Source organism: Telluria sp. PB2R4, from assembly GCF_059685695.1.
In genome coordinates this window covers 87,192-106,303 of sequence record NZ_JCASIC010000011.1, presented here as the reverse complement: position 1 = coordinate 106,303, position 19,112 = coordinate 87,192, and the positions used below count along the sequence as shown (strand labels likewise).

The window sequence follows — 19,112 nt, the reverse complement described above, 5'->3', positions numbered from 1 at the left end:
AAGAGGATGCAGGATGCACGCGGCACGCGAGGGGCGCGCTGGTCGCTGCCGCTTGGACAGCCAGGACAGGACGAGCGCCTGCAGGGCTGGCTATACCGTTCATTGCGACAGGCGATCCTCGATGGGCGCTTGCCTCCCAATGCCCTGCTGCCTGGCAGCCGCACGTTGGCACTGGAACATGGCATCGCGCGTGGCACCGTCCAGGCGGTCTATGCCCAACTGCTCTCCGAGGGCTACGTCATCACCGGCCAGGGCAGTGCCACCCGCGTGAGCAACACGCTGCCCGACGCAAGCCTGCTGGCTGGTCCGGCGCGGGCATCGAGGTATGCACTGGCGCCTGCAGCGCCGGAAGCGGCTGCGCCATCCGGTTCCTGGGCTGCACGGATCGCAAGCCTCTCGCCTCCGTTTCCTTTACGGCCCAATCCAGGCTTGCCTCCACCCTTTCACCCACACCGCTGTGATGTCAGCGCCTTCCCGGTCGACCTATGGCGCCGACTGCACGCACGCCACTTGAGAACGTCGCGCCTGGCCGCGCTGTCAGAAACCGACGCGGCTGGCTTGCCCGCACTACGTGCGGCAATCTCCCGCTACCTCGACATCGCACGCGGCGTGCCCGTTTCACCCGACCAGATCCTGATACTGAACAGCGTACAGCAGGCGATCGACCTGAGCCTGCGGGTATTGGTCGGTCATGGAGAAACGGTGTGGATGGAAGATCCCGGTTATCCGGGGGCGCGCCAGATCATGCGCGCAGCCGGCGCCCACGTGGTAGATGTACCGGTCGATGCTGAAGGATTACGCGTCGCGGATGGGGTCGCGGCAGCGCCCGCGGCACGATTGGCCTATGTAACGCCGGCACGCCATGCGCCCCTCGGGATGCCGATGTCGCTGGCGCGCCGCACGGCGTTGTTGCGCTGGGCACGCGAGAGCGGCGCTTATATCCTGGAAGATGACTACGACAGCGAATACCGGTTCAGCGCGAAGCCGATTCCTGCGCTACGCAGCCATGCCGGTGGCGACACCCATGTACTACTGGCCGGGACCTTCAGCAAGCTGCTCTATCCTGGCATCCGGCTAGCCTACATGGTACTGCCGGCCCACCTGATCGAGCCATTCGTTCGCACTGCCTCGCTTACCGGCCGCAACGCCAATGGCCTGACCCAGGCGGTACTGGCAGACTTCATGGACGACGGACACTTCGATCACCACGTACGTCGCATGCGGCGCATCTATGCCAGTCGCGCCGACGCCTTTCTGGACTCCGCGCGACGACACTGGGATGGTTTACTGGACGTTGCCCCGCCAAGTGCCGGACTGGATACGCCAGCCCGCCTCCTCGCGCATACCGAGGAGGAGGCGCGCGCGCGTCTTGCCGCGGCAGGAATAACCGCCTTCCCGCTACGCCACTACAGTAGCGGCGCTACAGTGCCGGCAATGGGAGAAGGCTTGGTGATGGGATATGCGGCATTCGATGCCGACACCATCGATGGCACTGCCCGCCTGATGGCCCAGGCCTTGCGTGCCTGACAGCGCTAACCGAAGGCCACTTTCGCCACCGTGCCAGGCGTCAACCACTGCCGTAGCGGCTGAGTTACCTATCGCGAGCGCTCGCTGCCACGCTGTCGGTAAAGGCGTCTCCTGTCTTGCTTGCCTTCTTCCTTCATTATCCGAGCTCACCACGCACGGCACACCGCCTGGTCGGCTACTTCGAAGAGCAGGCGTACATGGCACGTGAAGGACGCTTACTCTCGGAAGAGTTCAAGCCGAAGACCTTGTCCCGTTTTTCACTTCGAGAAGCTACAGTTATTCTGTGGTCTCCGTCATGAGATTTTGCGTCAAGATGGTCCCCTTATTTGCAGTCAACTCGTCGAAATAGTCCCGCACCGCGTCATGAGCTTCCAGCCGTGCCTGCACCGCCCGCTCCGCGCCAAGCGCCGTCCCTTCGACGGAAAACATGTGGACTTCCCGTAATCCGATCATTGACAGGATTGCACGCAGGTAGGGTTCGAAGAAGTCCGGATTGCGCGCCTTCGGGCCGGTACGCCATCCTCCGCTGCTCACTGCCACGAACACTGGTCGATCAGCCAGCATGCCAATCTTCCCTTGTGGCGTAGGGCGTACCGTACGGTGTATCCTGACCACATGGTCGATCCAGGCCTTGAGCGTTGAGGGCACGGTGAGGTTATGTACCGGCGTGCCGATCACGACGACGTCTGCGTTCTCCAGTTCCTCGATCAGCAAAGTAGACCGTGCCAGGGATCCCTCCTCCACGGCCGCTGAGTTCAATACAGGCCCGCTGGATAGTGCAATGGCGTAGCTGCCGTCGACCTGTGGCAGGTTTTCTGCCCACAAAAGGCGCTCGGTCACACTCGATTCCGGATACTGTCTACGCAGTCGCTCCACGACGTATTCTGATAGAAGGTGACTGTCGCCTTCCTGGCCGCGCGGACTTGCGCTGATGTGCAAAATATTCATTCTGTCTTTCCTCTCTGATCAATACGCGCGACGCCTCTTGCTCGATTACGGGATCAACAGCGCTTGGCCGATCGCAGTCTGCGCGATCCTGAAGCCCCCGGTTGTCGATGTAGGGATTCTCCATTCAAAGTACCCGCATGTATTGATCCGCTTTCATGCGATTTGGCTGGTCCACTTTGAAGCCCCGCATGAACTACCGCAGCGCCGCCCACGCATGGGTGGTCGAAGATGACGACGACAGTGAATTGCCGGCTGATCGAACTGACATCAGGGCGCCATTCCTGATCTGGCAGCAGCATGGCGGGCAGGCGTTGTTCCGAACAGCCGCTTGAAGGCGCTGACGAATGCGCTATCCGATTCATAACCAGCCGAGACGGCTGCGGCGCTGATCGATACCCCTTGCTTGCGCAGTGCATGGCCGGCACGGTACAGCCTCCAGCGTGTCAAATACTGCAGCGGCGCCATTCCGACAGTGCTGCGAAAGGCCTCGGCAAATGCCGAGCGCGACATGTGGGCCTCCGCGGCCAGTTGCGCTAGCGTCCAATTGCGGGACGGATCAGCATGCATGGCTGCCAGCACTCGCGCGAGACGCCTGTCAGCCAACGCAGCCATCCATCCAGACTTGCCCCCGAGTTCCAGGATCGAGGCACGCAAGAGTTCGATAAAAACGATCTCGACCATCCTGTCAGCAATTGCAGACCCGGCTGTCGTTGCGTTGCCCAACTCCAGACTGATCCGCTGCAGCAGCCACTGCACGGAGATGGCCGCTGCGGAAGCTGCCCGAAATACGGTCAACTCCGGCAAGGCCGAAGTTAAAAAAGTAGCAAGAACGGGGTCAAGGCTCATCCTGCCGGCAACGATATGCACCTCGTCTAGCGTGCCTATCCGTGCAATGCCCTTGTCGTTATCGGCGAATACCTGACTGGCGGGAACTGGTGGCAGACCCAAGTCGCTCGCGACCGTGAACGCGCGTCCGCCTACCAAGAGGAAGCAGTCCCCTTGGCTGAGTTTCTGCGGCACGCCGCCCTCGACCTGCAAGCACGCTGCTCCGCGAACCAGCACGTTGAATTTCAGGCCTTCGTAGGGCGCCACCCGGACCGACCATGGAGCGCTGGCCACCAGGCCCGCCGAGCGTTCGCACCGAGCGTTCAGCACCGCCAACACGTCGCTTAATGAATCAGGATTTTCGCGATATACATCAGGACGGGTGACCATGGATTGTCGAACTTGTCTGGAGCATAGTGATGACTGTCTTACTTCGGAGTTTATTATATGGCAAGCATGCAAGCCCCCATTACTTCTCGTTTTAACGCATCAAGTACAACAACAGACATCATCGACAGGATCGACCTGTCGAATAAAACTGCAATCGTGACCGGTGGCTATTCCGGACTGGGGCTTGAAACGGTGCGCGCGCTCGCAGGCGCTGGGGCTAGCGTCATCGTTCCGGCACGCGATGTGACGCGTGCCCGAACTGCACTTGAGGGGATTCCGGGTGCGCTGGTAGATCGGGTCGACCTGGCCAGTCCGCAGTCCATCGATGCATTCGCAAATCGCTTCGTCGACAGCGGCCGATCGCTCGCCATCCTCGTCAATTCTGCGGGCATCATGGCAACGCCGCTCATGCGTGACGCACAGGGCCACGAAGCTCAGTTTTCCGTCAATCACCTTGGACACTTCCGGCTGACTGTCCAATTGTGGCCCGCCTTGCGCCAGGCAACGAGCGCACGCGTCGTGTCGGTATCCTCGCGCGGACACCAGATCGCCGGTATAGATTTCGACGATATCGATTTCCGCTCGCGAGAGTACGACAAGTGGATCGCCTACGGCCAATCAAAGACTGCCAATGTCCTGTTTGCCCTCGCACTTGACACACGTGGCGAAGGAGAAAATATCCGGGCCTTTTCGGTTCATCCGGGTACGATTCTTGGGGCGCTGGCTCGTCATCTGACCGCGGAAGAAATCGCTGTCTTCGGGGTGCTAGACGACAAAGGCGAGCCCATCGTTGCGCCTGAGCGCGACCTCAAGAACGCCCAGCAAGGTGCTGCAAGCATCGTCTGGTGTGCCTGTAGCCCGGAGAGTGAAGGCATGGGAGGCGTCTATTGTGAAGATTGCAACATCGCACCGGTTGCGACGACAGGCCTGCAAGGCGTGCGGCCATGGGCAATCGACCAGGCATCCGCAGAGCGGTTGTGGCAGCTGAGCGAGGCGCTCACAGGGGTGGAGCTGCGGCCTTGAGTCCGGCCTGCGTATGGCACGGCGAAACCTGCGGCTGTGCCATATGCAGGTCATCCGCACTATTCCAGAATGGTGGGCAGTGGCGATCCGCGACCGAGATAATCGTTTCGATTTACTTCGCTTTTTGATAGCGCACGAGCTAGCACGCCGTACACCAGCCTTGACGGGTGGCGCGACAGGGATGCTTTACCTCGGTTCAATACGGATCGGCGCCGGATTCATATCGACAGCTGATGGCCTCAATCGTCGATCACCTTTGTGCGCAAAGATCGCTACTGGCAGGGTTGAGCATGGCTGAAATGGATTAGCTCGATCAACTGCTCGGGAGGCTGAGCGTGTCGGTCGGACTGTAACCGTCGAATCGGATATTCCCATACGTTCGGGCAGCAGACTGGCGTCCTGATCTGAACGAGCGTTGCGACGGCCTGCAAGGCCGCTTTGGGGAGCAGATCGGTACAGCCAAATTTGACTTAATACAGACGAGAGATAAAACAAAACAGGCCTCTATCTAGGCCCATTTTGCTTGATATTTGGAGGCGAGGACGGGAGTCGAACCCGTCTAGACGGCTTTGCAGGCCGCTGCATAACCGCTTTGCTACCTCGCCAGAGGTAATCTTAGGAAAGTCGACCCGGCCGGTTATGTGCCGTATCAACCGAGAAGTCATGTCTTCTCTGAATGTGGAGCGGGAGAAGAGTCTCGAACTCTCGACCTCAACCTTGGCAAGGTTGCGCTCTACCAACTGAGCTACTCCCGCATTGGAGTACAACGTGTAAAACCTTTGGAGCGGGAGAAGAGTCTCGAACTCTCGACCTCAACCTTGGCAAGGTTGCGCTCTACCAACTGAGCTACTCCCGCATTGGAGTCTTACTTAAGCCTGTCGCACCAGTTCATTACCAAACAAACTGGAGCGGGAGAAGAGTCTCGAACTCTCGACCTCAACCTTGGCAAGGTTGCGCTCTACCAACTGAGCTACTCCCGCGTACAGAACAACGATTATCGCAGAACTTTGACATTTTTTCAAGATTTCCGAATCGTGCTCTGCTTCGTCAATCTCAAAACTTTGGAGCGGGAGAAGAGTCTCGAACTCTCGACCTCAACCTTGGCAAGGTTGCGCTCTACCAACTGAGCTACTCCCGCTTTGTCTTTCATCCTGCTGCGTTGTTGTCGCAACAGGCAGGCATTATAGAGATTCTATTCCACACGTCAAGGATGACACCGAACATTTATTACAACTCAGCTGCCGACCTCGGCTTTCTCCTTGATCAGCGGCCAGGCCCGGCGCAGGTAGTAGAACATCGACCAGACCGTCAGCACCCCGGCCAGCCACAGGAAGTACTCGCCCCAGTAATGGGTGTCGATACCGAAGAGCACGTCGTGGAACAGCAGCATCGGGATCGCCGTCATCTGGGCGGCGGTCTTGATCTTGCCGAGCGAGCTGACCGCCACCGACTTGGTGGCGCCGAGCTGGGCCATCCACTCGCGCAGGGCCGAGATGGTGATTTCGCGACCGATGATGATGAAGGCGATGATGGCGTTCACCCGGTCCAGCTGCACCAGCACCAGTAGCGCGCCAGCCACCATCAGCTTGTCGGCGACTGGATCGAGGAAGGCGCCGAAGGCCGAGGTCTGGTTCCAGCGCCGCGCCAGGAAGCCGTCGAACCAGTCGGTGATGGCGGCGACGATGAACACCGCCGTTGCGGCGAAGTTGCGGTCGGCCAGCGGAAGCCAGTGGGGCGGAAGATAGAAGACGCCTACAACCAGGGGAATCAGCGCTACGCGTAACCAGGTCAGGAGAATCGGGATGTTGAAAGGCATAGGGAAAACGCTGATTACAGGAATGAAAGTTTGCGGCGTAAGTCTACATGGGTATTGCGAAATGGACTAGGTAACTCGTCTGTATGCGGCGGTCCGAAAAGACAGGCCGGCGCAGGCCCCGGCTCGATCCCGTCGCGCGGTCCGATCGGCTCTCAGTGCAGCTGCCGATAGATCTCTTCCGCCAGCGTGCTGGAAATACCCTCGACCGACATCAGGTCTTCCACGCTGGCATCGATCACCCCGCGCAAGCCGCCGAAGCGGGCCAGCAGGCGCTGGCGGCGCTTGGCGCCGATGCCCTCGATCTCTTCCAGGCGCGAGGCCTGGCGCGCCTTGGCGCGCTTGGCGCGCATGCCGGTAATCGCGAAGCGGTGGGCCTCGTCGCGGATCATGGCGACCAGCATCAGCGCCGCCGATTCCTTGCCCAGCTCCTGCGGCGCGCGGCCGTCGGCGAAGATCAGGGTCTCCAGGCCGACGCGGCGCCCCTCCCCCTTGGCCACGCCGACGATCATCGAGATGGACAGGCCGAGCTCCTCGAACACCTGGCGCGCCATCTCGACTTGCCCCTTGCCGCCGTCGACCAGCACGATGTCGGGCATGATGCCGTCGCCGTTGGCCACCTTTTCGTAACGGCGCTGCAGCACCTGGCGCATGGCGGCGTAATCGTCGCCCGGCGTGATGCCGTTGATGTTGAAGCGGCGGTATTCGCCGTTCTGCATCTGGTGGTGGTGGAACACCACGCACGAGGCCTGGGTCGCCTCGCCCGCCGTGTGGCTGATGTCGAAGCATTCGATGCGCAGCTCGTCGAGCGCATCAAGCTCCAGCGCCAGCGCCTCGGCCAGCGCGCGGGTGCGGGCCTGCTGCGAGCCCTGCTCCGACAGCAGGCGCGCCAGCGCGATCTCGGCGCCCTTGCAAGCCATTTCGAGCCACTGGCGGCGCTGGCCCTGCGGCTGGAAGATCAGGTTGATGCGGTGGCCGCACTGCTCGGCCAGCGCCATGATCAGCTCCGGCTGGTCGAATTCGAGGTTCAGGATCAGCGTGCCCGGGATGAACTGGCCCGAGTAATGCTGGGCCAGGAAGGCGCACAGCACCTCGACTTCGATCGGGCATTCCCCGAGCGACTCGCCGACGTGGGTCGGGAAGTAGGCGCGGTCGCCCAGGTGGCGCCCGCCGCGCACCATCGCCAGGTTGACGCAGGCGCGGCCGCCCTGCACCACCACGGCGATCACGTCGACGTCGGCGTCGCCCACGGTCTCCATGCTCTGCGCGTGCAGCACTTTCGACAAGGCCTGGATCTGGTTGCGGATGCTGGCGGCCTGCTCGAACTTCAGCTCCATCGCGTACGACTGCATCTTCTGTTCCAGGTCCTGCAGCACCTCGTTCTGGCGTCCGCGCAGGAAGCGCGCGGCATTGCCGACGTCGCGCTTGTAGTCTTCGGGCGTGATCAGGTCGACGCAGGGCGCGCTGCAGCGGCCGATCTGGTGCAGCAGGCAGGGACGGGTGCGGTTGGCGTAGACGCTGTCCTCGCAGGTGCGCAGGTTGAAGACCCGCTGCAGCAGCTGGATCGATTCCTTGGCCGCCCAGGCGCTCGGGAAAGGGCCGAAATACTGGTTTTTCTTGTCCAGCGCGCCGCGGTAGTAGCCCATGCGCGGCGCCTCGCCGCTCGAAATCTTGATGTAAGGGTAGCTTTTGTCATCGCGGAACAGGATGTTGTAGCGCGGCTTGAGCGACTTGATCAGGTTGTTTTCCAGGATCAGCGCTTCGGCCTCGCTGCTGGTCACCGTGGTTTCCAGGTTGGCGATCTGGCCCACCATCATCGCGATGCGCGGGCTCGACAGGGTCTTCTGGAAGTAGCTCGACACCCGGTTCTTCAGATTGCGGGCCTTGCCCACGTAGAGCACATTGCCGTTGGCATCCAGGTAGCGGTACACGCCGGGCAAGGCAGGCAGCTTCGCCACCGTTGCCAGCACCTGCTCTCTCGCTGCGCCGCTGGGCTTGACCGGCTCGCGCGCATCGCCCTGGATGGTGGCTTTCAGCTCTTCCTTCATGGCTTGCCAGCCGTCCGGGCGCGGGCGCGGGTCCGCCGCTGCGCCGGCCTTGGGCTTGGCGGTGCGGGTGCGCGCCGGCTTGTCGGCGACCGGCGCCGGGGCCGGCATGGCCGCGCCGCCGGCAGCGGCGTACGCGATGGGTGCTTCCGCCACTTCGGGGACTTGCTTGTCTTCGGGTTTTGCTTGGGACATCACTCTGCCAATGTGTCGCCCAGCGCCTGGGTCACGATGACGAAGGCGACCCCGTAGTCGGCTTCGTCGCTGATCGTCACCTGGGCGCTGAGCCGGTAATCGTGCATGAATTGTTCGAGGGCGCCGCTGCAGACGATGACCGGCTTGCCGCCCGGTCCGTTCAGGACCTGGGCCGAACGCCAAGTCATGGGCATGCGCATGCCCAGCCCGATCGCCTTCGAGAACGCTTCCTTGGCCGAGAACCGGGTGGCCAGGAAGCGCAGGCCACGCACCGCATTCTTGCTGCTCCTCGCATGGTATTTTTCCAGCTCCTGCGGGCCGAGGATCTTCTCGGCGAAGCGCGGGCCGCTCCGTCGAAGCGCAGCCTCGACACGCGAGATCTGGACGATGTCAGTGCCGATGCCGTAGATCATGTCTGCTCCCTGTTTTTCAAGTGCGGTAGGTCGTTCCCAGGCGCGCAGCCACCATGATCGCCTTCATCTCGCGCACCGCGTTCTCCCAGCCCACGAACAGGGCATGGGCGACGATCGCGTGGCCGATGTTCAGCTCGTGGATGTCGGCAATCGCCGCGATCGGCTGCACATTGGTGTAGTGCAGGCCGTGGCCGGCGTTTACGCGCAGGCCGCGCGCGGCGCCCGCACGCACGCCCAGCTTGATGCGCTCGATCTCGGCGTGCAGCTCCTCGCCCTCGGCTTCGGCATAGCGCCCGGTGTGCAGTTCGATCACGGTGGCGCCCACCGCGCTGGCCGCCTCGATCTGGCGCTCGTCCGCGTCGATGAACAGCGAGACGCGGATGCCCTCGCCTTTCAACTGCCGCACCGCCGCTTCCACCTCGTTGTAGTGGCGGATCACGTCGAGGCCGCCCTCGGTGGTGACTTCCTCGCGCCGTTCCGGCACCAGGCACACGTCCTGCGGCTTGACCTGGCAAGCGAAGTCGATCATCTCGCGCGTGACCGCCGCTTCCAGGTTCATGCGCGTTGCCAGGAGCGGGCGCAGCGCCAGCACGTCGGCATCCTTGATATGGCGGCGGTCTTCGCGCAGGTGCAGGGTGATCAGGTCGGCGCCGGCCTGCTCGGCGAGCAGCGCACCGCGGATCGGGTCCGGATAGCTGGTGCCGCGGGCGTTGCGCACGGTGGCGATGTGGTCGATGTTGACGCCCAGGTCGATGACCGAGCCAATGGGTTGCAGAAAGCTCATCTGTATTCTCTTTAAAGCTGCATCAGGTCGATCAAAATCTGGCGCGTATTGAGCGGCGCGCCGCCCAGGTGGTGCGCCAGCAGGAAACGCATCAGCTGCTTGCTCTGCGCCTGCGTGACCGGGTCGCTGTAATCCTCGCGCTCCATGTCGAGCAGGGTCTTGCCGCTGACGACGGGCCAGGCATCGGACGGCAGCGCTTCGCGCGCGCCCTTTTCCGGGTCCACCACGTAATCGCGCTCCGGTTCGACGGGGGCGCGGGTGGTGGTGGAGCGCCCCAGGTCGGCGGCGACACCTGTTTCCTTCAGTAAGGCCCGTTCGAACTTGCGCAAGACGATCGGCGGCGGCTCGCCATGGGCCAGCTGGTTCAGCGTCGAGACGTAATGGTCGAAGAGAAGCGGATGCTTGTCGTCGCGGGCAATGAGTTTCACCAGCAGTTCGTTCAGGTAGAAGCCGCACAGCAGCGCGGTTCGCTCGAGCGGCAGCATGCCACCGACCCATTCGGCATCGATCAGGGTGCGCAGCTCGAGCTTGCCGCTGAACGAGACCGACAGCGGCTGGAAGGTCTGCAGCACGCCGCGCAGCTTCGACAGCGGGCGCTTGGCCCCCTTCGCCACCACGCCCACGCGGCCGAAGTCGCGCGTGAACATGTCCACGATCAGGCTGGTTTCTTTGTACGGGTAGCTGTGCAGGACGAAGCCAGGCTGGCCGTTCACCCGCGTCTCGCGCACCGGGGGACGGCTACGCTTGGCCGCCGCCGGAGTAGCGCCAGTGGGCGCGGTCTCCGGAGTGTCGATGAGGTCGTCTTGTTTTGCGAGATCGGGCATGCGGTGGGACGGCCTCCGCTCGTTTACTCGTAACCGTAGGCGCGCAGGCCCGCTTCGTTGTCGGCCCAGCCGGACTTGACCTTGACCCAGATCTCCAGGTACACGGGGCCGTCGAACAGCTTTTCCATGTCCAGGCGCGACTGGGTCGAGATCTCTTTCAGGCGGGCGCCCTTGTTACCGATGATCATCGACTTGTGCGTGTCGCGCTCGACCAGGATCGCGCAGAAGATGCGGCGCAGATTGCCCTCCTGGAGGAACTGCTCGATGACCACGGTGCTGGTGTAGGGCAGCTCGTCGCCCAGCAGGCGAAACACTTTTTCGCGCACGATCTCGGCGGCCAGGAACTTCTCGCTGCGGTCGGTGATGTCGTCCGGTCCGAAGATCGGCGCGTTCTCGGGCAGGTGGCGCTTGATCTCGTTTTCCAGCGCGTCGACCTGGAAGCGCATCTTGGCCGAGACCGGCACGATGGCGGTGAAGTCGCGCAGCGCCGCGACCTTCTGGGCGAAGGGCATCAGCACCGCCTTGTCCTTGATGCGGTCCGATTTGTTGATGACGAGCACCACCGGTACGTTCTTCGGCAACAGTTCGAGCACCTGCTGGTCGGCCGGACCGAACGTACCGGCCTCGACCAGGAACAGGATCACGTCCGAGGACGTCAGCGTGTTCGACACGGTCTTGTTCAGCGTCTTGTTGAGCGCATTCGCGTGGCGGGTCTGGAAGCCGGGCGTGTCGACGTAGATGAACTGGGCGTCGTCGCGGGTCTGGATGCCGGTGATGCGGTGGCGCGTGGTCTGGGCCTTGCGCGAGGTGATCGACACCTTGGCGCCGATCAGCACGTTCATCAGGGTCGATTTGCCGACGTTCGGACGGCCGACGATGGCAATATAGCCGCAGCGGAAATTGTCGCTGCCGGCGCTGCCGCTGTCGGTGCTGCTGTTATCGGTGCTGCTGTCGGCGTTGTTGCTATTCATACTGATTTGGTTCCTGTTTGTTCTGCCGGGACATCACTCTGGATGGTGGCAATGCCCAGCTTGAGCTGGGCGGCGCGCGGCTTGGACTTGCGGGCGGCGGGTGCTTTCGCCAGCACTCCCTGGGCCGCTTCCAGCGCCAGCCTGGCGGCGGCCTGTTCGCCGGCGCGGCGGCTGCCACCGCGTCCGAATACCTGCACGTTCAGTTTCGGCACCAGGCACTCGACTTCGAATTCCTGGCTGTGGGCGGCGCCATGCGTGGCCACCACGTTATAGGTCGGCAGCGAGATTTTCTTGCTTTGCAGGAACTCTTGCAACAAGGTCTTGGCGTCCTTGCCCAGTGTACGCGGATCGACCGACTCCAGCACGGGAATGATGAAAGCGCGGATCACGTCGCGGGCGGCGTCGAAGCCGCTGTCGAGGTAGACCGCGCCCAGCAGGGCTTCCAGGGTGTCGGCCAGGATCGAAGGACGGCGGAAGCCACCCGACTTCAGCTCGCCCTCGCCCAGGCGCAGGAATTGCGACAGTTCCAGCTTCTGGGCGATCTCGAACAGCGACTGCTGCTTGACCAGGTTGGCGCGCAGGCGCGACAGGTCGCCCTCGTCGAGCTTGCTGAAGCGTTCGTACAGGATCGAGGCCACTACGCAATTCAGGATCGAGTCGCCGAGGAATTCCAGGCGTTCGTTATGCAGCGCGCTATGGCTACGATGGGTCAGGGCTTGCTGGAGCAGGCCGGTGTCCCGGAACGTGTAGGCCAAGCGTGTTTGCAATAACTGTAGATTCATTGTGCTGTCGTGGTTGCAGCCGGCGCCCACGCGCCGGCTGGCGATTCCCTGTTTCTAAGCCGTATTATTGGGCCGCGGTTGCGGCCCCATCCGTCTCTTTGGCCGCCACGACACCGCTCGGGTCGGTGGTGCCGGCATAGTCGATCACCAGGCTGACATTGCCCATCAGCGGCACCCGCTTTTCGTAGGCGAAGCTGACCTGCGTCTCGCCGTCTTCGCGGCTGATGGTCAGGTCGCGGCCGTTGATCGCGGTGACGTTGTTCATGCCGGCATTCTTGTCGAAGGCTACCTGTATTTCGCGCGGCGTGCCGCCGGCTTCCTTGGCGCGCGCGATCGCATCCTTGATCGCGCCGTACTCGAAGTAAGTCGGCAGCAGCTTGAGCGCGAACACGGCGGCGACGCCGAGCACGGCCAGCACGAAGATCAGGCCGGTCAGGGAAATGCCGGACTGATAGGAATTGACTTGTTGTTGACGCATCGTGGATCTCCGGTTTTACTGGATGCCGCCGATCCGTTTCAGATCGCCGAAGTTCATCCAGACGACGATCGCCTTGCCAACAATGTTCTTGTCCGGTACGAAGCCCCAATAGCGGCTGTCGGCACTGTTGTCGCGGTTATCGCCCATCATGAAATAGTTGCCTGGAGGTACGATACAGGTAAATTTGTCGTACGAATAGTCACAGGCTTCACGGTTCGGGAAATTCTCCACGGCGCCCAGGTCGAGCGTGCGCTTGCCCTCGGTATTCAGGATGCGGTGCGGCACGCTCGTTAACTGCTCGGTGAACTGCTTGTGGTAGACCGGGTGCTGGTCATCCAGGTAGTCGTCCAGCGGAGTATATTGGACCGGCTTGCCGTTCACGGTCAGGCGCTTGTTTTCATAGCTGACGGTGTCGCCCGGCACGCCGATGACGCGCTTGATGTAGTCCTGCCCCATGTCCTTCGGGTACTTGAACACCATGACGTCGCCGCGCTGCGGATCACCGATCTCAATCACCTTCTTGTTAATGATCGGCAGGCGAACGCCGTAGGCGTACTTGTTCACCAGGATGAAGTCGCCCACCAGCAGGGTCGGCACCATCGACGAGGACGGGATCTTGAACGGCTCCCACAGGAAGGAGCGCAGGATGAAGACCAGCGCGATCACCGGGAAGAAACTGCCCGAGTACTCGATCCAGGTCGGCTGGCGCAGGTGTGCCTGCTCGATCGCCGCGCGCTGGTTGCCGCTGTCGACCTTGATGCCGTCGGCGGTCAGCTTGCCGGTGCGCTGGTCGTACTCGGCCAGGGCGGCGTCGGCGGCGCGCCGGCGCTGTTTCGCCAGGACGAACACATCCAGGCACCAGATGACGCCGGTCACCACCATCAGCACGAACAGGATCAGAGCAAAATTGCTCAGGATAGGTTGCAGGTCCATTTATTTGTCGTCCACCTGGAGGATGGCCAGGAAGGCTTCCTGCGGAATCTCCACCGAACCGACCTGCTTCATGCGCTTCTTGCCGGCCTTTTGCTTCTCCAGCAGTTTCTTTTTACGGGAAATGTCACCGCCATAGCACTTGGCCAGCACGTTCTTGCGCAGCGCCTTGACGTTTTCGCGCGAGATGATGGTGGCGCCGATCGCGGCCTGGATGGCGACGTCGAACATCTGGCGCGGGATCAGCTCGCGCATCTTGGCCGCCACCTGGCGTCCGCGGTACGGGGCGTTGGCGCGGTGCACGATGATCGCCAGCGCGTCGACCTTTTCGCTGTTGATCAGCATGTCGACCTTGACCACGTCGGCGGCGCGGTTTTCCTTGAACGCGTAATCCATCGAGGCATAGCCGCGCGAGGTGGATTTCAGGCGATCGAAGAAGTCCAGCACGATCTCGGCCATCGGGATTTCGTAATGCAGCTTCACCTGGCGGCCGTGGTAGGCCATGTCCATCTGGACGCCACGCTTGCCGTTACACAGGGTCATCACCGAGCCGACATATTCTTGCGGCATGTACAGGTTGACGTCGACGATCGGCTCGCGCACTTCGTTGATCTTGGACGGCTCGGGCATCTTCGACGGATTGTCGACGCGGATGATCGAGCCGTCGCGCATCTCGACTTCGTAGACGACGGTCGGCGCGGTGGTGATCAGGTCCATGTCGAACTCGCGCTCGAGGCGTTCCTGCACGATCTCCATGTGCAGCAGGCCGAGGAAGCCGCAGCGGAAGCCGAAGCCCAGTGCCTGCGAGACTTCCGGCTCGTACATCAGCGCGGCATCGTTCAGCTTGAGTTTTTCCAGCGAATCGCGCAGCGCGTCGTACTGGTTGGCTTCGACCGGGAACAGGCCGGCGAACACCTGCGGCTGGACTTCCTTGAAGCCCGGCAGCGGTGCCGGCGCCGGCTTGCCGGCCAGGGTGACGGTGTCGCCCACCTTGGCGGCGGTCAGTTCCTTGATGCCGGCGATGATGAAGCCCACCTGCCCTGCCGACAGTTCCGGCAGCGAGACCGAGCGCGGGGTGAACACGCCGATGTTCTCGACCAGGTTCACGGAACCGGTCGCCATGAGCAGGATCTTGTCCTTCGGACGCAGGGTGCCGTTGACCACGCGCACCAGCATCACCACGCCCACGTAGGGGTCGTACCAGGAGTCGACGATCAGGGCCTGCAGCGGTGCATCCTTGTCGCCCTTCGGCGGCGGAACCTTGGCGATCAGGGTTTCCAGCACGTCTTCCACGCCCAGGCCGGTCTTGGCCGAGCAGACGGTCGCGTCGGACGCGTCGATGCCGATCACGTCCTCGATTTCTTTCTTGGCGTTGTCCGGGTCGGCGTGCGGCAGGTCGATCTTGTTCAGGATCGGCACCACCTCCACACCCAGGTCGAGCGCGGTGTAGCAGTTGGCGACCGTTTGCGCTTCCACGCCCTGCGACGCATCGACCACCAGCAGCGCGCCTTCACAGGCCGACAGCGAGCGCGAGACTTCATACGAGAAGTCGACATGGCCCGGGGTGTCGATCAGGTTCAGGTTGTAGACCTGGCCGTCGCGCGCCTTGTACTGCAGGGCGGCGGTCTGGGCCTTGATGGTGATGCCGCGCTCGCGCTCCAGGTCCATCGAGTCGAGCACCTGCGCGTCCATTTCGCGGTCCGACAGGCCGCCGCACAACTGGATGATGCGGTCGGCCAGGGTCGATTTACCGTGGTCGATGTGGGCGATGATGGAGAAGTTACGTATGTTGTTCATTAACAAAGCTCAAAACCAGAAAGGCCGCGGAGAGCGCGGCAGGCTACAGCAATCAAGCAAAACGAAGACGCCATGCAAAAAAGCGCTCCGTGGGGGCTTGCCGGTCCCCGGCCGAAGCGCTTGATGATGCGAAAAAAAAAGCGAAAGCGACAGGGTGAATGGGGCAGACGCTTTTCCGACCCCGGCATTTTACCGGATTCCGGGCGGGAAAGCCCGGTTTTGGGGACGGCGGGGGTAGAAACCCCGCTTTTAGCGCAATTGGGGCGGATATCGGGTTTTCGTAGGGTGGGCGGGTCTCCCGCCCGCGCGTTCAAACTTCGGACGAGCAAACGCGCCGTCTTCCCATACACTCGTTGAACGCGCGGACGGCGAAGCCGCCTTTCGTGGCCCGGGCCACCCTACGCGGCGCTGGTCATGCAAGCATCGGCCCAGCCGCGCGCCGCCGCCGGGTCGAGAAAATAATGGCACAACTCTTCGCCGGCCGGATCACCGAACAGCACCGGCACCAGTTCGTCGAAGCGCGCCACCAGGCTTGGCTCGGCATCGACGTCGACCACAGCCACCTCGAAGCGCTCGCCCGGCTGCTGCAGGCCCAGCAAGGCCTGCAGCATGTCGTCGCACAGGTGGCAGTAACTGCGCGAGTACAGCGTGAAGGGAATTACCCGGGTCATTGGCGCGGCTTCACGACGATGTACTGGGTGACGTTCTCGCGCCGCACCAGCAGGGCCACCGGCTTTTTCGGATCGAGCTTGGCGACCAGGCCATTGAACTGGGCCGCATTGGTGACCTGGGTGTTACCGACTTGCGAGATCACGTCGCCCGGGCGGATGCCGGCCGTGGCGGCGCTGCCGTCGGCATTCTCGACCAGTACGCCGCCGTCGACGCCCAGCTCGGCGCGATCGGCAGCCGGGATGTCGGAGACTACCAGGCCGAGCGCGTTCGGCGCGGCGCCCGGGGTGGGCTTCCTGGGCGTTGAGCGGGCCGTCGGCGAGCGCTCTTCCTGCAATTCGACGATGTTGACCGGCAAGTCGAGCTGGGTGCCGCGGCGCCAGACGGTGACGGTGGCGCGGCTGCCCACCTTGGTGGCGCCGACCAGGCGCGGCAGGTCGCGCGTGGTGTCGATCGGCTGGTTGTTGAACTTCAGGATGATGTCGCCGACCTTGATGCCGCCCTTTTCCGCCGGGCCGCCGGCCTCGACCATCGAGACCTCGGCGCCGCGCGCCTTGCCCAGGCCCAGCGACTCGGCCACGTCGCGCGTGACTTCGCTGATCTGCACGCCCAGGCGGCCGCGCGTCACTTTGCCGGTGCTCTTGAGCTGGTCGGCGACACGCATGACTTCGTCGATCGGCACCGCGAAGGAGATGCCGTTGTAGGCGCCGGAGAGCGTGGCGATCTGCGAGTTGATGCCGATGACCTCGCCGCGCATATTGATCAGGGGGCCTCCCGAGTTGCCCGGGTTGACCGCGACGTCGGACTGGATCAGCGGCAGGTATTCGCCGGTGTCGCGCGACTTGGCCGAGATGATGCCGGCGGTAACGGTGTTATCGAGATTGAAGGGCGAGCCGATCGCCACCACCCATTCGCCGACCCGGATCTTGCTCGAGTCGCCGGTGCGCAGGTAAGGCAAATTGGCGGCCGACAGTTTGAGCAGGGCGACGTCGGAGCGGCGGTCGGCGCCCAGCACCTTGGCCTTGAACTCGCGGCGGTCGGTGAGCGTGACGGTGACCTCGTCGGCGCCCTCGACCACGTGGGCATTGGTCAGCACGAAGCCGTCTGCGGAAATGATGAAGCCGGAGCCGACGCCGCGCGTGACCTGCTCTTCCGGACCGCCCTGTCCGCCGGGCGCACCGGGCCGGCCCGGTGTGCGCCCGCCGCCGCGCGGAATCTGGCCGCCGAAGAAGCGGCGCAGGAATTCCTGCATTTCTTCTTCGCCCGGCGCGCCCTGGCCGCGCGCGACGCGCTCGGTGGTACGGATGTTGACGACGGCCGGGCCGACCTTGTCGATGAGGTCGGAAAAATCGGGTAGCCCGGTGACCACCGGGGTCTGCACGGGCGCCGCGGCGGCGGCTGCGGTGGAAGGGAGGACAAGGGTGCTGCCTGCAAGCAGCAGGGTCGACAGGACCAGGCTTGCAAAACGGCGGGGGGACGTCGGGGCAAATGAGCGGGTCATGGAGTTGGCGTGGGAAGGCTGAGATTGACTTTATGGTAAGCCAAAATACGCGCTTTGTCGCGCGCCGTGCGGATGTGCCGCGCCCCCATGCGGGGTGGAAAAGCGGGCGGGCTAGAGCCGCTTGACGACCGGGGAGCCAGGGTCTGCAGCCGGGGCCTCGTGCGGTGCCACCGCCTGCCCGCCCAGCGTGGCGCCGTTGAGGCTCTCGGCCCCCGCCGCCACGACCGGCGCAATGACCGCCAGCGGGTCGGCCGGCGAGGCTGATCGCGCTGCGGCACGCCGCAAAGGCATCGGTTCGGCGGCCAGCTTCTCGGCCAGACGGCTGGCAAAGCCGGGCGAGAGCTCGGCGTGCCCGGGCGCGCTGCGCAGGCAGTCGCCGGTCCGGTGGTAGACATCCCATGCCTGCCGTCCATCCGTTTCGCGCAAGGCCGCCAGCGCAAGCTCGAGGTCGGCATCCGGCAGTTCGCCGTCCGCAAAGGCCGATATGTATTCGCGTATCTTCTTGTTGGTGTCCATCTGGTAACCTGCCGACGTCGGTATGTTCAATTTGTCCCGCCTATGTACGATCCTGCTACCTACCGACGTTTGTCAACCGGGAAATCGAGCAATGGGCGCAATTTCTCGGCGATGACTTCGCGTGCACGGAAAATCCGGCTGCGTACCGTTCCAATCGGACACGCCATCACCTCGGAGATTTCTTCGTAGCTCAATCCTTCGATTTCTCGCAGGACAATTGCCGTTCGCAATTCCAGCGGCAGTGCTTCCATGGCCGCGTTCACCGTATGGGCAATCTGCTTGCTTGCCAACACTGATTCCGGCGTATTAATGTCGCGCAAGCTATCAGCGTCGTCGAATCCCTCTGCCCGCTCGGCGTCGGCCTCCGTGGAAGTCGGCGCACGGCGGCCCTGTGTGACCAGAAAATTTTTCGCCGTGTTAATTCCGATGCGATAAAGCCAAGTATAAAAGGCTGAATCGCCACGGAAGTGACGCAGGGCGCGGAAAGCCTTGATGAAGGTCTCTTGTACGACGTCTTCGGCTTCAGCCGGGTCGTGCACGAGGCGCGACACCAGGCGCATCAGGCGACGCTGGTATTTGGCCACGAGCAGGTCGAAGGCGCCCCGATCGCCGGCCTGGACGCGTTCTACCAACACCTGATCACCCTCGCGTTCTGTCGTCACGGACCATGCCCCATCGGCT

19 protein-coding genes and 5 tRNA genes are annotated in these 19,112 nt (G+C 63.0%); 3 read left to right on the top strand and 21 right to left on the bottom strand.

Annotated features, from left to right (window positions below; all coding sequences use genetic code 11):
* Positions 1–6 precede the first annotated feature (6 nt).
* Together pdxR and AC56LU_RS17945 are read left to right on the top strand one after the other, a co-directional pair.
* Entirely contained in the window at positions 7–1,527 is a 1,521-nt protein-coding gene (pdxR, locus tag AC56LU_RS17950) for a MocR-like pyridoxine biosynthesis transcription factor PdxR (protein WP_497176973.1), read from the top strand.
* A gap of 116 nt (positions 1,528–1,643) precedes the next feature.
* Positions 1,644–1,826: an alternative oxidase gene (locus tag AC56LU_RS17945; protein WP_497176972.1), complete on the top strand. Its 183-nt coding sequence runs from the start codon at positions 1,644–1,646 to the stop codon at positions 1,824–1,826.
* Here AC56LU_RS17945 and AC56LU_RS17940 read toward each other — a convergent pair.
* Both AC56LU_RS17940 and AC56LU_RS17935 read right to left on the bottom strand, forming a co-directional pair.
* The gene (locus AC56LU_RS17940; protein WP_497176971.1) at positions 1,804–2,475 is read right to left on the bottom strand and encodes an FMN-dependent NADH-azoreductase; all 672 of its coding nucleotides are present in this window, start codon (positions 2,473–2,475) and stop codon (positions 1,804–1,806) included. The two genes, AC56LU_RS17945 and AC56LU_RS17940, sit on opposite strands and share 23 nt — an antisense overlap.
* A gap of 267 nt (positions 2,476–2,742) precedes the next feature.
* Positions 2,743–3,690, bottom strand: a complete 948-nt coding sequence (locus tag AC56LU_RS17935; protein WP_497176970.1) for an AraC family transcriptional regulator — start codon at positions 3,688–3,690, stop codon at positions 2,743–2,745.
* Between the two features lie 57 nt (positions 3,691–3,747).
* On the opposite strand from AC56LU_RS17935, the gene AC56LU_RS17930 reads away from it, so the two are divergent.
* On the top strand, positions 3,748–4,713 hold the full coding sequence (locus AC56LU_RS17930) for an oxidoreductase (RefSeq protein ID WP_497176969.1): 966 nt from the start codon (positions 3,748–3,750) through the stop codon (positions 4,711–4,713).
* A gap of 531 nt (positions 4,714–5,244) precedes the next feature.
* Here AC56LU_RS17930 and AC56LU_RS17925 read toward each other — a convergent pair.
* From AC56LU_RS17925 to rpoE, 19 genes are all read right to left on the bottom strand, one after another.
* Positions 5,245–5,318: transfer RNA gene (locus AC56LU_RS17925), tRNA-Cys, on the bottom strand.
* A gap of 74 nt (positions 5,319–5,392) precedes the next feature.
* A tRNA-Gly gene (locus tag AC56LU_RS17920) sits at positions 5,393–5,468 on the bottom strand.
* Positions 5,469–5,493: 25 nt separating this feature from the next.
* A tRNA-Gly gene (locus tag AC56LU_RS17915) sits at positions 5,494–5,569 on the bottom strand.
* 48 nt (positions 5,570–5,617) lie between these two features.
* A tRNA-Gly gene (locus tag AC56LU_RS17910) sits at positions 5,618–5,693 on the bottom strand.
* 82 nt (positions 5,694–5,775) lie between these two features.
* Positions 5,776–5,851: transfer RNA gene (locus AC56LU_RS17905), tRNA-Gly, on the bottom strand.
* A 96-nt stretch (positions 5,852–5,947) separates the two neighbouring features.
* Positions 5,948–6,529 carry a CDP-diacylglycerol--glycerol-3-phosphate 3-phosphatidyltransferase gene (gene pgsA / locus AC56LU_RS17900; protein WP_497176968.1) on the bottom strand — a complete coding sequence of 194 codons (582 nt, stop codon included), beginning with the start codon at positions 6,527–6,529 and terminating at the stop codon, positions 5,948–5,950.
* A 152-nt stretch (positions 6,530–6,681) separates the two neighbouring features.
* Positions 6,682–8,574 (bottom strand): excinuclease ABC subunit UvrC, encoded by a 1,893-nt coding sequence (gene uvrC / locus AC56LU_RS17895; RefSeq protein WP_497177050.1) that lies wholly within the window; start codon positions 8,572–8,574, stop codon positions 6,682–6,684.
* Positions 8,575–8,765: 191 nt separating this feature from the next.
* Positions 8,766–9,179 carry a holo-ACP synthase gene (acpS, locus tag AC56LU_RS17890; RefSeq protein ID WP_497176967.1) on the bottom strand — a complete coding sequence of 138 codons (414 nt, stop codon included), beginning with the start codon at positions 9,177–9,179 and terminating at the stop codon, positions 8,766–8,768.
* 16 nt (positions 9,180–9,195) lie between these two features.
* Entirely contained in the window at positions 9,196–9,963 is a 768-nt protein-coding gene (gene pdxJ, locus AC56LU_RS17885; protein WP_497176966.1) for a pyridoxine 5'-phosphate synthase, read from the bottom strand.
* A gap of 11 nt (positions 9,964–9,974) precedes the next feature.
* A complete protein-coding gene (gene recO / locus AC56LU_RS17880) occupies positions 9,975–10,787 on the bottom strand; it encodes a DNA repair protein RecO (protein WP_497176965.1) in 813 nt (270 codons plus the stop codon).
* A gap of 23 nt (positions 10,788–10,810) precedes the next feature.
* Complete coding sequence (gene era / locus AC56LU_RS17875; RefSeq protein ID WP_497176964.1) at positions 10,811–11,758, bottom strand: GTPase Era; 948 nt, start codon at positions 11,756–11,758, stop codon at positions 10,811–10,813.
* Positions 11,755–12,513, bottom strand: a complete 759-nt coding sequence (gene rnc, locus AC56LU_RS17870) for a ribonuclease III (protein ID WP_497176963.1) — start codon at positions 12,511–12,513, stop codon at positions 11,755–11,757. Before rnc ends, era begins: the two co-directional genes overlap by 4 nt.
* Before the next feature lie 91 nt (positions 12,514–12,604).
* Positions 12,605–13,018 carry a DUF4845 domain-containing protein gene (locus AC56LU_RS17865; protein WP_497176962.1) on the bottom strand — a complete coding sequence of 138 codons (414 nt, stop codon included), beginning with the start codon at positions 13,016–13,018 and terminating at the stop codon, positions 12,605–12,607.
* A 15-nt stretch (positions 13,019–13,033) separates the two neighbouring features.
* The gene (gene lepB, locus AC56LU_RS17860; RefSeq protein WP_497176961.1) at positions 13,034–13,951 is read right to left on the bottom strand and encodes a signal peptidase I; all 918 of its coding nucleotides are present in this window, start codon (positions 13,949–13,951) and stop codon (positions 13,034–13,036) included.
* A complete protein-coding gene (gene lepA, locus AC56LU_RS17855; RefSeq protein WP_497176960.1) occupies positions 13,952–15,745 on the bottom strand; it encodes a translation elongation factor 4 in 1,794 nt (597 codons plus the stop codon). It lies immediately after the preceding gene.
* Between the two features lie 398 nt (positions 15,746–16,143).
* Entirely contained in the window at positions 16,144–16,416 is a 273-nt protein-coding gene (locus AC56LU_RS17850) for a glutaredoxin family protein (RefSeq protein ID WP_497176959.1), read from the bottom strand.
* Positions 16,413–17,915, bottom strand: a complete 1,503-nt coding sequence (locus AC56LU_RS17845; RefSeq protein WP_497176958.1) for a DegQ family serine endoprotease — start codon at positions 17,913–17,915, stop codon at positions 16,413–16,415. The genes AC56LU_RS17850 and AC56LU_RS17845 overlap by 4 nt, the downstream gene beginning before the upstream one ends.
* A 111-nt stretch (positions 17,916–18,026) precedes the next feature.
* Positions 18,027–18,461, bottom strand: a complete 435-nt coding sequence (locus tag AC56LU_RS17840; RefSeq protein ID WP_497176957.1) for a sigma-E factor negative regulatory protein — start codon at positions 18,459–18,461, stop codon at positions 18,027–18,029.
* Between the two features lie 29 nt (positions 18,462–18,490).
* Positions 18,491–19,093: an RNA polymerase sigma factor RpoE gene (gene rpoE, locus AC56LU_RS17835; RefSeq protein ID WP_227802184.1), complete on the bottom strand. Its 603-nt coding sequence runs from the start codon at positions 19,091–19,093 to the stop codon at positions 18,491–18,493.
* Positions 19,094–19,112 lie beyond the last annotated feature (19 nt).